Origin of the sequence: Serratia sp. PF-27 (genome assembly GCF_030053255.1) — a bacterium.
GTDB classification, from domain to species: Bacteria; Pseudomonadota; Gammaproteobacteria; order Enterobacterales; family Enterobacteriaceae; genus Serratia; species Serratia bockelmannii.
Genome location: NZ_JASGBT010000018.1, coordinates 156474 through 170205, shown reverse-complemented (window position 1 = coordinate 170205; position 13732 = coordinate 156474). Strand labels below are relative to the sequence as shown.

The window sequence follows — 13732 nt, the reverse complement described above, 5'->3', positions numbered from 1 at the left end:
CGTCGTGCTCTGCTCACTGTATTAATATAGATGCAAATGGCGGCTAAGCCACTGTTACTTAGTCCGATTTAATTACGCTGCTGCTCAGGCAAGCAGGCGGCGATCGACGCCAGCACCAGCTCATGCCCTACGCCGCCGCGCACTTCCGCCGCACCGATCATGGTCGGCAGCACCAGACGCAGTTCACCCGCCAGCACTTTCTTGTCACGCAACATGTGCGGCAGATAGGATTCCGGCGTCATTTCCTGCGGCCCGCAGACCGGCAAGCCGGCGCGCAGCAGCAGCGCTTTGATACGTTCGATGTCTTCAACAGAGAACTGGCCGAGACGGTGCGCGGTTTCCGCCGCCATCACCATGCCTGCAGCCACCGCTTCACCGTGCAGCCACACGCCGTAGCCCATCTCGGCTTCGATAGCATGACCGTAAGTATGGCCCAGATTCAGCAGGGCGCGCAGACCGCTTTCGCGTTCGTCGGCGGCCACCACCTCGGCCTTCAGTTCGCAGCAGCGGCGGATACAGTAGGCCAACGCCTGCATATCCAACGCCATCAGCGCATCGATGTTATTTTCCAACCAGACGAAGAACTCGCGATCGAGGATGATCCCGTATTTGATGACTTCGGCCAGGCCGGAAGAGAGTTCACGCGTCGGCAACGTTTTCAGGCAATCCAGATCAACCACCACCGAAGCGGGTTGATAGAAAGCGCCGATCATGTTTTTGCCGAGCGGGTGGTTGACGGCGGTCTTGCCGCCTACGGAGGAGTCCACCTGCGACAACAGCGTGGTGGGAACCTGAATGAAGCGCACGCCGCGTTGGTAACACGCGGCGGCAAAACCGGTCAAATCGCCGACAACGCCGCCACCGAGGGCGATCAGCGTGGTATCGCGACCGTGCGGTTTTTCGAGCAGCGCCGAAAACACCTGCTCCAACACCGCCAGAGATTTGTACTGCTCACCATCGGGAAGAATCACCTGATCCACCACGACGCCGCTCTGCTCCAGCACCTGCCGGACACGCTCGAGATAGAGCGGCGCCAGGGTCTGGTTGGTGACCAACATCGCTTGCTCACCCGCCTTTAACGGCATAAAAGAAGCCGGATCGTTAAACAATCCGGCGGCAATGGTAATCGGGTAGCTGCGCTCCCCAAGCGTTACAGTAATTCTCTCCATGTCGCGCTCAGTTCTCTGTATGGTGCGGCGGTGGTTGATCCCCGCAACAGCGGGGAACACAAATCAGTTTTTCGCATTGGCCGACGGCGAACGCGAAAATTGGCAATCAGTTGCTTTCCAGCATGTTGATGATCTGGTTAGCAACCACTTTAGCGCTCTGATCGTCGGTGCGGATGGTGACATCGGCAATCTCTTCATACAACGGATTACGTTCTTTCGCCAAGGCTTCCAGCACTTCACGCGGCGGAGAATCAACCTGCAGCAGCGGGCGTTTTTTATCACGCTGAGTGCGAGCCAGCTGCTTCTCGATCGTGGTTTCCAGATAGACCACCACGCCGCGCGCGGACAGACGGTTGCGCGTTTCGCGCGACTTCACCGAACCGCCGCCGGTCGCCAACACAATCCCTTGTTTTTCCGTCAGTTCATTAATGACTTTTTCTTCACGATCGCGGAAACCTTCTTCCCCTTCCACGTCGAATACCCAGCCCACGTCAGCTCCGGTACGTCGCTCAATTTCTTGATCGGAGTCGAAGAACTCCATATTGAGTTGCTGAGCTAACTGACGGCCAATAGTGCTTTTGCCGGCACCCATAGGCCCAACCAGAAAGATATTGCGTTTCTCTGCCATGTTTTTCGGTATTACTAAGACAATTCGTTAATGTTAACCCGCCCCGCCAATCAAATCAGCGGCGGGACCTAAACTGAAACCTCATGAGCGATAGTGCGAGATCAGACGAAAAATTATCTCAACACTCTTGGTAGTTTGGCAACCGAATAAATCGCAATCCACGCCGCGGGAGGGAAACCATATGTTTTTAACGGCGTCTTGACGCTAACAAAAAACCTCGGTGCTCAATTCGGTAACCCTTGTAAGCTAAATCGGCCGCAGCGTCAAACGCAGATCCCCCCAAGGGGATAAAAAAGTGTATCTGCTCATCAACTTTAGGAGATTTGCCGCCCAGCCGACAGGCAGCCGCTTATCCCTTAATCAAGGTCGGCGTAATGAAGATCACCAGCTCGCGTTTTTTCTGTTGTACGCCACTTTGCCGGAACAAGCCCCCCAGCAGTGGCGCATCTCCCAATCCCGGCACCTTGTCCGCCGTCTTGCCGCTATGCCGTTGAAAAATACCGCCGAGCACCAGGGTTTCACCGCTTTTCACCGTGATCTGCGTCTTAATCTCCTGTTTATCGATGGTCAATGCCTCCCCCGCCCCGCGGCTGATGGCACGCCCCGGCATATTTTGGCTGATGTGCAACGTCAGCGTGATGCGCCCGTCCGGCAACACTTTCGGCGTCACCTCCATGCCCAGCACCGCCTCTTTGAACTCAATCGCGGTCGCACCGCTGGCGCCGCTCGACACTTCATAAGGGATCTCCGTCCCCTGTTTGATGCTGGCGGTTTGCAGGTGCGCCGTCAGCAAACGCGGGCTGGCGATGATCTCCACCTGATTCTCCTGCTCCAGCGCCGTCAGCTCGAGGCTCAGCAAACGCCCGCTGATGCGCGCCAAATGGAAACCGGCGCTCACCGCGCTGCGCTCCAACGGCAGATTAACGCCGAGATTGCCCGGCCGCAGCGGCCGCGTCGGTTTTTCGTCGGCCGCCAATCCCCAACGCACACCAAGTTCACGCAGGCTTTCGCTGTTGATGGTCACGATATGCGCCGCCAGCTGCACCTGTGCCAGCGGCGCGTCCATTTCCGTCACCCTTTTTTTCAACTGCACCAGGATTGGCGCCGTGTCGCGCAGTAACAGCGTATTGGTGCGCTTATCCGCCAGCACGCTGCCACGCTCGCTGAGCAAGGCGCCGCGTTGAGCATTGAGGCTTTCGGCAATCTCCGCCGCATCGCCGTTTTGTAACGTCAGGGTCAAGCTGTGCAAAGGCTGCCGCTGCGCCAGCGCTTCTCGCTGCTGTTTTTTTTCCTGCGCGTCCGGCTCCGGGGCGACCAGCATCACGCTCCCCTCCCGCGTCATCGTCAGCTTGCCCATACGCAGGGTCAGCGCCAGCGCCTGAGGCCAGGGCACATTCTCCAGCCGCAGCGTCAGATTGCCGCTTACGCCGGGCGCGACGATCAGGTTCATCTGCCGATAATCCGCCAGCGCCTGCAGGATGACCGTCACTGGCGCATCCTGGAACTCCAGGGAAACCTGCTGTTTATCCTGCGCCTGGACGATGCCGAGCGACAGACACCACAACGCCACGCCCAATCCAGCGAGTCCTTTCATGGTTTGCCATCCTTGTTGTTGTCCATCATGAGCGAGATGTCGCCCTGGCTCGCCGGACAATCCGGTTCGGCCGCCAGCGCCGTTAACGTCAGGCTGCGCGCCCGCACCTGCGCTACCTGCCAACGCTCGTCCAGCACCCACTGCTGCGGCCGCAGGCGCAACCACTGCCCTGCCGGCGTCACCACCCAGCCATAGCGCAGCGGCGGTTGCCCGATGACGCCTTTCAGTCGCCAACCCGCTGGCGATGCCTCCTGATGGGCACAAACAGGCAGCGGAGGCGGCGCAAACGGATCGCGCGGTTCTGCACACAAGGCCCACGGCCATAGCAGCCACCACCAACGGCCCGGTCTTTTACTCATCGGCCTGCTCCTCGGCGGCATCCTGCAACACCAACCGCGCCGTCATGCCCTGCGGCGGCGTTTCCACACTCAATTGTTCGAGACGCAAATTGGCGGGCAGCGCCTCCAACAGCGCCAACAAACCGGCATAATCAATGCGCAAACTCAGCGTTTGCCGCAGCGGTTTTTCCTGCCGCTGCCAGCGCAACAAGGCGCCCCCCGCTTGTTGCAGCACGTTCGCCAGATCGCCGGCGGTGGTCGGACCGATCGGCGTTGGCGGCATAGGGGCTTCCGGCGCCTCGTCCAGTTGGTGCTGTACCATGGAAATCTGTTGCAACAGGCGCTGTTGCCGCTCCGCCGCGTTTTCCCGCTGACGCCATTCGTCTTGCAGCAGCCAACCGCCGCCCAACAGCGCCAGCGTGCCGATGCCCAGCCCTTGCGCCACCAGCAATAGCCAGCCCGGCAAGTTCAGCCAAAAGCGCAGCCCGGATGACAAACGGCTATCCATCACGCCCCCACTGCGCCGCCAGATGAAAGGAATACAGACCGTCGTCCCGTTGCGTTACCTCAGCCAAACGCAGCCGTGGCAACGCAGGCATCCCCGCCAGCCGCCGTTCGAACTGCGTGATGGCCGCAGGAGAGCGGCTCAATCCACGCAGCCGCAGACCGTTCGTCGCATCGCTGTCCAGCGCCGTGAGCCACAGCGGTGGAGGAATGCTGAAGGACAATTGCTGAAGCAACTGCAAATAACGCCGGTTATGTTGGCCGTTGCGCGCCTGCCGTTCGGCGCGGGCGCTGTGCAGCGCTCGCTGCGCCCGCTCTTGCTGCTGCTGATGGGCGAGCAACGTCAAGGCCGCCAGCTCTTCACCCAGCATCGTTAGCCGCGCCTGCCGCTGCGCCTGTTGGTGACGCAGTTGGCCGGCAACCAGAAACAGCGCCAGCAGCAGTAGCGTTACCTGCAACAGCAGCGCACCCAGCCAGAAACAGCCGCGCCGCCGATCGCGGCGCTGTCGCCAGGGCAGAAAGTTGACCTGATACATCAGCGATCCTCCTCGCGCAGCGCCAGACCACCGGCCAATGCGAACGCCGCAGGATGCGCAGGCAACGGTGGGCGCAACTGCGTGAAGGCGCTGAGCGGCGACCAGGCAAGGCAACCGGCGGGCAAGGCACCTGCCAGCACGCTGCCGGCATAGACCGGCCGATCGTCGCCCGCCGGCATCTGGGCTTGCAGCGCCCGCAGCGCCTGCGCGTCATCGTCGCCCGGCGCCAGACCAAAGGCGAACGCGCCGTCAGCCGGCGCCACCCACAGCCATTCTCGTTCGAGACGGTGCATCAGCCCCGCAGCGGGCGGTACGCCTGCCGCCGTCGCCATCATCCGCAGCGCACAAGGGGTGATATCGACCGCTTGCGGATGCAGGCCAGCCTGACGCAAACAATGCAGCCACTGCTGCAGCTCCTGCCGCCGCGCGGCGGTCAGCAACAGCGCCGCCTCATCCGCCGGCGCGGTGCGATAGTCGAGCGCCAGCGTCTGGCCATCGAGCGGAAACTGCTTCAAACCGTGACCACCGATATAGTCGCTGCGTTCCGGCTCGCGCAGCCGCGCGTCCGGCTGCGCCATGCGCTGCTGCAACACGCGCTGCGCCGGCAGAGCAATGCGTAAGGAAATATGTCGCGGCAGTTGAACGCGCCATTGCCGCAGCGCCCGGATCAGGAATTCGGAAGGTTCCAGGCAGCCATCGCGTAAAACCGCCTGCGGCAGCGCCTGCTGCCACCAGTGGCGCAACTGCCAGCCATTGCGGCGGCGTTGGGCCGCCACCGCGCGCGCGCAGTCGATTTGTATATCCAGCCCCACCTGCCATGCTTGAGGGAACATGTTTCGCAAGCCTCCATAACATCAGATGATAAAAGAACATATCCATGTCGCAGGCTTGCCTTTATACTACCGCGCGGTTGTTTATAAACTGCCCAAATGACTTAGAAATGGGAAATCTCAGGTGAAGTTCGTAAAGTATTTACTAATCCTTGCAGTATGTTGCATCGTGCTGGGAGCAGCCTCGATTTTCGGCTTGTACAAATATGTCGAGCCGCAGCTGCCCGACGTCGCAACGCTGAAAGACGTACGGCTGCAGATACCGATGCAGGTTTACAGCGCCGATGGCGAACTGATCGCCCAATACGGTGAGAAGCGCCGCATTCCGCTGAAACTGGATCAAATTCCGCCGGTGATGGTGCACGCATTTATCGCCACCGAAGACAGCCGCTTCTATGATCACCATGGCGTCGATCCGGTCGGCATCTTCCGCGCCGCCTCAATCGCGCTGGTCTCCGGCCACGCTTCGCAGGGGGCCAGTACCATTACCCAACAACTGGCGCGTAACTTCTTCTTAAGCCCGGAACGCACCCTGATGCGTAAAATCAAGGAAGCTTTCCTGGCGGTACGCATCGAGCAGATGCTCACCAAGGATGAAATCCTTGAGCTGTATCTGAACAAGATCTATCTGGGTTACCGCGCCTACGGCGTGGGCGCCGCCGCACAGGTCTATTTCGGCAAAGACGTCAGCCAGCTCACCCTGAGCGAGATGGCGACCATCGCCGGCCTGCCGAAAGCCCCGTCTACCTTCAACCCGCTCTATTCGCACGATCGCGCCGTTGCCCGCCGCAACGTGGTGCTGTCGCGCATGCTGGACGAGCATTACATCACGCAGGCGCAGTACGATCAGGCGCGCGCCGAAGATCTGGTCGCCAACTACCATGCGCCGGAAATCAGCTTCTCCGCGCCGTATCTCTCCGAGATGGTGCGTCAGGAGATGATCAAGCGCTACGGTGAAAACGCCTATACCGACGGTTACAAGGTTTACACCACCGTCACCAAACGGCTGCAGCTGGCGGCGCAGGAGTCGGTACGCAACAACGTGCTGGCCTATGACATGCGCCACGGCTACCGCGGCCCATCCAACGTGTTGTGGAAAGTCGGCGAAGCGGCCTGGGATCGCAAACAGATTGTCGACTCGCTGAAAAACTTGCCGAGCTACGGCCCACTGGCGCCGGCGGTCATCACCGCTGCTAACCCGCAGGAAGCGACGGCGATGCTGGCCGACGGCAGCAGCATTGCCCTGCCGATGGCCACCATGCGCTGGGCGCGGCCGTACCGTTCAGACACTCAGCAAGGCCCAACGCCGAAACGCGTCACTGACGTGGTGCAGACAGGTCAGCAGGTATGGGTGCGTAAAGTGAACGACGCCTGGTGGCTGTCGCAGGTGCCGGACGTCAACTCGGCGCTGGTCTCGATCAACCCGAACGACGGCGCGGTGAAAGCGCTGGTCGGCGGCTTCGACTTCAACCAGAGCAAGTTCAACCGCGTGACGCAGGCCCTGCGTCAGGTGGGGTCAAACATCAAACCGTTCCTGTACACCGCCGCGATGGATAAAGGCCTGACGCTGGCCACCATCCTGAACGATTTGCCGATCACCCGCTGGGATGCCGGCGCCGGCACCGACTGGCGGCCGAAGAACTCACCGCCGACCTACGACGGCCCGATTCGCCTGCGGCAGGGGCTGGGGCAATCGAAGAACGTGGTGATGGTGCGCGCAATGCGTGCGATGGGCGTCGACTACGCGGCGGAATATCTGCAGCGCTTCGGCTTCCCGGCACAGAACATCGTGCATACCGAATCGCTGGCGCTAGGTTCCGCCTCCTTCACCCCGATGCAGCTGGTACGCGGCTACGCGGTGCTGGCGAACGGCGGTTACCTGGTTGACCCGTACTTCATCACCAAGATTGAAGACGACAACGGCAATACGGTGTTCGAAGCTAAACCGAAAGTGGTGTGCAGCAGCTGCAACCTGCCGGTGATCTACGGCGACACCCACCGTTCGGCGGTGCTGTCCGACGACAACATCGAAAACGTCGCCACCTCGCAGGAAGGCAGCAACAGCACGGTGCCGATGCCGCAGCTGGAGCAGGTTACCCCGGCTCAGGTGCAGCAAGACGGTGACCAACAGTATGCGCCGCACGTGATCAGCACGCCGCTGGCCTTCCTGATCCACGATGCGCTGAACAGCAACATCTTCGGCGAACCGGGTTGGATGGGCACTGCCTGGCGTGCCGGGCGCGATCTGAAACGTCATGATATCGGCGGCAAAACCGGTACCACCAACAGTTCCAAAGACGCCTGGTTCTCCGGCTATGGCCCGGATACCGTGACGTCGGTGTGGATCGGTTTCGACGATCACCGCCGCGATCTGGGCCGTTCGACGGTATCCGGCGCTATCCCGGATCAGATTTCCGGCGGTGAAGGCGGAGCCAAGAGCGCCCAGCCGGCGTGGGACGACTTCATGAAGACCGCGCTGGAAGGCATTCCGGAGCAGAAAGTCACGCCGCCGCCAGGCATCATCAGCGTCACCATCGACAAAAGCAGCGGCAAGCTCTCCGGCGGTGGCGGCGGCAGCCGTTCCGAGTACTTTATCGAAGGGACGCAGCCGACGGACTACCCATCGCGCGATACCGGCACCACATTGACCGATCCGGGCGGTGAAAGCCACGAGCTGTTCTGATCGAAAAGGGCCAGAGAAATCTGGCCCTTTTTTTATTCGGCGCGAAGCGTATCAGCGCGACGCGCGCAAAAACGCCTCGGAGAGAAACAGCGCGCTGACGTTGCGCGCCTCACGGAAATCCGGTTCCGCCAGCAACGCCATCATGTTGGCGATCGGCCAGCGCACCTGCGGCAAGGGCTCCGGTTCATCCCCTTCCAGGCTCTGCGGGTAGAGATCGTGGGCCAGCACGATATTCATTTTGCTGGAAAAGTAGGATGGCGCCATCGTCAGCTTGCTGAGAAAATCAAAGCGCTTCGCGCCGTATCCCACCTCTTCCATCAGCTCGCGGTTGGCCGCTTCCAGCACGCCCTCTCCGGGATCGATCAACCCTTTCGGGAAACCCAGCTCATAGGATTCAGTGCCCACCGCATATTCGCGGATCAGCAGCAGGTCATCGCCAATCACCGGCACGATCATCACCGCTTCGCGATCCGAAGGCCGCATGCGCTCATACACCCGCCGAACCCCGTTGCTGAATTCCAAATCGACCGACTCGACGTTGAACAAACGCGAACGCGCGACCGTTTCCACTTTCAGAATTTTAGGTTTTTGCAGGTGTTTATCCATGATTGCCTCAAAGAGGTTACCCAGGCGTGGACGGGGCAACCGAAATAATGATTGGCGTAACGCACGGCTCGTTGGCGCTCAAATGCTGACCAAATTCGATCCTGATCACATTGTGCGTTAATGGCAAGCTCCGCCGCAACGAGCATGAACAGTAATTTACTTTCTTTTAACAAGCGTAGCCAGCGGCGGGCGATTTTCCGTACTGATTCAGCAAACAGCACGCATGAAAATAGGATAATGCCGATATCGACGGCAGAGGCCGGTTGCTAGTATCACGCAGGCAAGAATCAGTGATAAAATGGCCTTGCGTCATGAAGGAATGAGATCCAGAGCGAGAATCTGTTTGTTCCCTCATTAGTTCTGGGTGCCTCCTGGCGGTTTACTCCGTATAATATTCAGCTTTTCATCAGGTTGGCGAAATTCACGGGTGTGAGATGGGGATTGCATGAGCACAATAGTGTTGATATTGGCCTTAGTGCTTGTCTGCCTGATTGCCGCCGGCCTGTACCTGTGGTTCAAGGCCCGCAACCCGTCGGCGCTGGCGCACGCGTTGCCGTTTATCAAGCCTGCCCACCGCAAGCTGACCGATGAAGAGCGCGCCGCGGTCGAGTTCTACCTCAGCCAGCAAAACAAGCTGAGCAACAAACTGTTGCCCGGCGGCGGCGCTACGCTGCCCGCAGCCAAACTGGCGCTCACCCCGCAAAGCGATAACGTTTATCCCGTCACGCACGCCATCACCCGCTACGGTCTGGCCAGCGACGATCCCAATAAATGGCGCTATTACCTCGATGCCGAAGAGGTACATCTGCCGCCGTTTTGGGAACCCTACATCACCGCCGACAACCATGTGGAAGTGATCCGAACCCAGACGCTGCCGCTGGTGATTTCGCTCAACGGGCACTCGCTGAAAGATCATATTCACGACCGGCCGCAGCCGCCGGTGGTGACCGCCGCGCCGACCAAAAACGCTTCCATCCGCAAGGAAGAGAGCGAACATGTCGAGCTGGTGAACATTCGTAAGGAAACGCCGGAAGAGCATGCGCTGAACCGGCCGAACGGCATCCGTGAAGCCGTCATCATCTCCGCCGCGCTGCTGCTGCTGTTCTTCAGCCTGATCAGCCCGGTGCTGGTGATCCCGTGGATGATTTTCGTGGCGGTGCTGATGATCGCCTGGGGATGCTGGAACCTGTTCCGCCGTCCGGCGTCACGCGAGCTGAAAGAGATCCACTGCCTGCGCGGCACGCCGAAGCGCTGGGGACTGTTCGGCGAATCCGGCCAGGGACAGATCAGCAACATTTCACTCGGCATCATCGATCTTATCTACCCGCCGCACTGGCAGCCGTACCTGACGCAAGACTTGGGCAAGACCACCGATGTGGACGTCTACCTCAATCGGCAGGTGGTGCGCCAGGGCCGTTTCCTCTCGCTGCATGACGAAGTGAAGAATTTTCCGCTGCAGCAGTGGGGCCGCAACGCGGTGCTGGTCGCCAGTTCGGCACTGGTACTGCTGTTGTTGCTGATCTATATCCCGCTCAATCTGCCGCTGACCCTCAGCATGGCCTGGCTGCAAGGCGCGCAAAAAGTGGAAGTGACCAGCGTACAGGCGCTGGAAGCTACGCCGCTGCGCATCGGCGACACCCTGAAGGTGCGCGGCAGCGGCATGTGCTATGTGCCGCCGCCGGCCAACGGTGGCGGCGCCGTCAATTTTGCGCCGTTCGATTGCTCCGGCATTTACTGGAACAACGCCGCCCCGCTGCCGCAGCCGGAATCAGAAGTCATAGACAAAGCGACGGCCCTGCTGGCCACGGTCAACAGCCAGCTGCATCCGAGCGGTACCGATCAGAAGATCAACCCGCAGCTGGCCAGCGCCATCGAGAAATCCGGCATGATCCTGTTGGATGACTTTTCTGATATCGTTTTGAAAACACAGGATTTATGCCAGGCAGAAAACGACTGTGTGCGGCTGAAAAACGCGCTGGTCAACCTGGGCAACGCCAAAAACTGGAGCGGCCTGGTGAAACGCGCCAGATCAGGCGCGCTGCAAGGCGTCAACGTCCTGCTGCGCCCGGTAAGCGCCGAGTCGCTGGAAAGCCTGACCAAAGTGGCCACGTCGTCGTTCATCTTCAATGAAACGCGTCTGGCCGCCGCGGCGCTCAACAGCCCGCCGCCGGGCGGTTTCCTGATCCGCAGCGATGAAGGTCGACAGTTGGTCAGCCATCCGCAATCCTCAGCGCCGCAGAGCGAATACAACGCTCTTGACCAGTGGAATGAGTTGCAGCGCCTTTCCACTCTGCTGCTGCATACCCCATTCCAGGCGCAGGGGGTGATCACCAGCCTCAGCGTCGATGCCAACGGCACCCGCCACGTGGCGTTGCACAGCGAACCGGACATGATCACCCTGTGGCGCTACCTCGGTACCAGCCTGCTGTTGCTGGCGGTGGTCGTCAGCCTGGGCTATAACGCCTGGCGGCTGGTACAGCGTCGGCGCATCAATCAGCACCGCGTCGCCGATATCCAGCGTTACTACGACAGCTGCTTCAATCCGCAGCTCAATCCGATGTCAATGCGGCCGATGGCCTGAACCTGACGCCGGGGGTCTCCGCCCTGTCATCTGCTTATGCTACGCTAACGCTATTATTCTCATCTGCGGACCGCCCGTCGGTCCGCCCATGGAGTTTTTATGGTTCCCGAGTTTGATTGGCCGCAGATCGATACCGTGCTGCTGGATATGGACGGCACCTTGCTGGATCTGGAGTTCGACAGCCACTTCTGGCTCAGCCTGGTGCCGCAAGCGCTGAGCGAAAGGCGCGCCATTCCGTTCGACGAAGCCCGTCATATCATTGAACGGGAATATCAGGCGGTGCAGCACACCATGAACTGGTATTGCTTCGATTACTGGAGCGAGCGGTTGGATCTGGACATCTACCGCATGACCAGCGAAGTCGGTAGCCGCGCGCGGCTGCGCGAAGACACCGAGCCGTTTTTACGGGCGCTGCGCGACGCCGGTCTGCAAACCATTTTGCTGACCAACGCCCATCCTCACAGCCTGGCGGTGAAAATCGAGCATACCGGCCTCGATCGGCACCTTGATTTATTGTTTTCCACCCACACATTTGGTTATCCGAAAGAAGATCAGCGTCTGTGGCAGGCGGTGCAACAGCACACCGGGTTCAACCCACAGCGCACGCTGTTTGTCGATGACGGCGAGCCGATCCTCGACGCGGCGCGCACTTTCGGCATTCGTTACTGCCTGGGCGTGCAAAACCCGGACTCCAGCACGGCGGAAAAAAGCTTCCAGCGCCATCCGTCGATGCGCGACTACCGTCTGCTGATACCGGCGCTGGCCAAGGGGGAAGCATGAAGGAAAAAGCGACGCGCGACGACGCGGTCCGACTGGATAAGTGGCTGTGGGCCGCACGCTTCTATAAGACTCGCGCGCTGGCGCGCGAAATGATCGACGGCGGCAAGGTGCATTACAACGGCCAGCGCGGCAAACCGAGCAAGATTGTCGAACTCAATGCCGAGCTTAAGCTGCGGCAGGGCAACGAAGAACGTACGGTGATCGTGCTGGCGCTGACCAGCCAACGCCGCGGTGCCAACGAGGCGCAGCAAATGTATCAGGAAACCGAAGCCAGCATCGCCAACCGCGAAAAAATGGCGCTGGCGCGCAAGATGAACGCGTTGACCATGCCGCATCCGGACCGTCGTCCGGACAAAAAGGAGCGGCGCGACCTGATGAAATTTAAATTTGGTGAGCCGGAATAACCCCTCACCGTAATGAGAGAAGATTATGTCCAACCATGACCAATTGCACCGTTACCTGTTTGAAAACTACGCGGTGCGCGGCGAGCTGGTTACCGTCAGCGAAACCTATCAGCAGATCCTGAACAACCACGATTACCCGGCACCGGTGCAAAAACTGCTGGGCGAGCTGCTGGTCGCCACCAGTCTGTTGACCGCAACCCTGAAGTTCGACGGCGACATCACCGTGCAGCTGCAGGGCGACGGCCCGCTGAAGCTGGCGGTGATCAACGGCAACAACCGCCAGGAGATGCGTGGCGTTGCGCGCACCCAGGCGCCTATCGCCGACGACAGCACCCTGCATCAGATGATCGGCAACGGCGTCATGGTCATCACCATTTCCCCGACGGAAGGCGAGCGCTATCAGGGCGTGGTCGGCCTGGAAGGTGAAACCCTGGCAGAATGCCTGGAAGCCTACTTCCGCCAGTCCGAGCAGCTGCCAACCCGCCTGTTCATCCGCACCGGCGAAGTGGAAGGCAATGCCGCAGCGGCCGGTATGCTGCTGCAGGTGCTGCCGGCGCAGGACGGCAACCTCGATGATTTCGATCATCTGGTGCAACTGACCAACACGGTCAAAAGCGAAGAGCTGTTCGGCCTGCCGGCCAACGAAGTGTTGTACCGCCTGTACCATCAGGAAGAGGTCACCTTGTACGAACCGCAGGACGTGCAGTTCCGCTGCACCTGTTCGCGCCAGCGTTGCGCCGACGCGCTGATGACCCTGCCGACCGATGAAGTGGCGGACATGCTGGAGCAGGACGGCAACATCGACATGCACTGCGACTACTGCGGAAGCCACTATGTCTTTGACCCGGTTGATGTTGCCGCGTTGTATGCGGGTAACACCGGCGAAAGCGACCAGTTGCACTAAGTAACACCTTTTCGGCGGGCGCCCCCGGCGCCCGCCAACGCCCGCCGTTTGCACGTTTGCTTTTTTCCGTGTGCTATCTCTCAGATCGTAACGAAATACCGCCTAAAACGTTAAATATTTGATACCCATCGCGGTTACTCACCGTTAGATCCCTACAATTGCCGCCAGAAATTCT

Annotated in this window: 13 protein-coding genes; 5 read left to right on the top strand and 8 right to left on the bottom strand. The window is 60.1% G+C overall.

Going from position 1 to position 13732, the window contains the following annotated elements:
* Positions 1–68 precede the first annotated feature (68 nt).
* The 7 genes from aroB to pilM form a co-directional block, all read right to left on the bottom strand.
* Positions 69–1169: a 3-dehydroquinate synthase gene (aroB, locus tag QMZ29_RS11210; protein ID WP_025304538.1), complete on the bottom strand. Its 1101-nt coding sequence runs from the start codon at positions 1167–1169 to the stop codon at positions 69–71.
* A 106-nt stretch (positions 1170–1275) separates the two neighbouring features.
* Entirely contained in the window at positions 1276–1797 is a 522-nt protein-coding gene (gene aroK, locus QMZ29_RS11205; protein WP_004391482.1) for a shikimate kinase AroK, read from the bottom strand.
* A 349-nt stretch (positions 1798–2146) separates the two neighbouring features.
* The gene (gene hofQ / locus QMZ29_RS11200) at positions 2147–3391 is read right to left on the bottom strand and encodes a DNA uptake porin HofQ (protein ID WP_261427233.1); all 1245 of its coding nucleotides are present in this window, start codon (positions 3389–3391) and stop codon (positions 2147–2149) included.
* Positions 3388–3750 (bottom strand): HofP DNA utilization family protein, encoded by a 363-nt coding sequence (locus QMZ29_RS11195; protein ID WP_025304540.1) that lies wholly within the window; start codon positions 3748–3750, stop codon positions 3388–3390. The genes hofQ and QMZ29_RS11195 overlap by 4 nt, the downstream gene beginning before the upstream one ends.
* Entirely contained in the window at positions 3743–4237 is a 495-nt protein-coding gene (locus QMZ29_RS11190; protein WP_060435126.1) for a hypothetical protein, read from the bottom strand. Before QMZ29_RS11190 ends, QMZ29_RS11195 begins: the two co-directional genes overlap by 8 nt.
* A complete protein-coding gene (locus QMZ29_RS11185; RefSeq protein ID WP_049208842.1) occupies positions 4230–4769 on the bottom strand; it encodes a PilN domain-containing protein in 540 nt (179 codons plus the stop codon). The genes QMZ29_RS11190 and QMZ29_RS11185 overlap by 8 nt, the downstream gene beginning before the upstream one ends.
* On the bottom strand, positions 4769–5602 hold the full coding sequence (pilM, locus tag QMZ29_RS11180; RefSeq protein ID WP_261427237.1) for a pilus assembly protein PilM: 834 nt from the start codon (positions 5600–5602) through the stop codon (positions 4769–4771). The genes QMZ29_RS11185 and pilM overlap by 1 nt, the downstream gene beginning before the upstream one ends.
* Positions 5603–5723: 121 nt before the next feature.
* On the opposite strand from pilM, the gene mrcA reads away from it, so the two are divergent.
* On the top strand, positions 5724–8282 hold the full coding sequence (mrcA, locus tag QMZ29_RS11175) for a peptidoglycan glycosyltransferase/peptidoglycan DD-transpeptidase MrcA (protein ID WP_025304544.1): 2559 nt from the start codon (positions 5724–5726) through the stop codon (positions 8280–8282).
* A 51-nt stretch (positions 8283–8333) separates the two neighbouring features.
* Here mrcA and nudE read toward each other — a convergent pair whose 3' ends face one another.
* Positions 8334–8888, bottom strand: coding sequence for an ADP compounds hydrolase NudE (gene nudE, locus QMZ29_RS11170; protein ID WP_015379304.1), 555 nt, complete (start codon positions 8886–8888; stop codon positions 8334–8336).
* A 445-nt stretch (positions 8889–9333) separates the two neighbouring features.
* Between nudE and QMZ29_RS11165 the strand changes: the two genes are divergently transcribed.
* The 4 genes from QMZ29_RS11165 to hslO all read left to right on the top strand — a co-directional run bounded on the left by QMZ29_RS11165 (position 9334) and on the right by hslO (position 13557).
* On the top strand, positions 9334–11469 hold the full coding sequence (locus QMZ29_RS11165; protein ID WP_197824456.1) for an intracellular growth attenuator family protein: 2136 nt from the start codon (positions 9334–9336) through the stop codon (positions 11467–11469).
* A gap of 99 nt (positions 11470–11568) precedes the next feature.
* Complete coding sequence (gene yrfG / locus QMZ29_RS11160; protein WP_025304546.1) at positions 11569–12249, top strand: GMP/IMP nucleotidase; 681 nt, start codon at positions 11569–11571, stop codon at positions 12247–12249.
* Positions 12246–12653, top strand: a complete 408-nt coding sequence (hslR, locus tag QMZ29_RS11155) for a ribosome-associated heat shock protein Hsp15 (protein WP_025304547.1) — start codon at positions 12246–12248, stop codon at positions 12651–12653. Before yrfG ends, hslR begins: the two co-directional genes overlap by 4 nt.
* Before the next feature lie 25 nt (positions 12654–12678).
* Positions 12679–13557 (top strand): Hsp33 family molecular chaperone HslO, encoded by an 879-nt coding sequence (gene hslO / locus QMZ29_RS11150; protein ID WP_025304548.1) that lies wholly within the window; start codon positions 12679–12681, stop codon positions 13555–13557.
* Positions 13558–13732 lie beyond the last annotated feature (175 nt).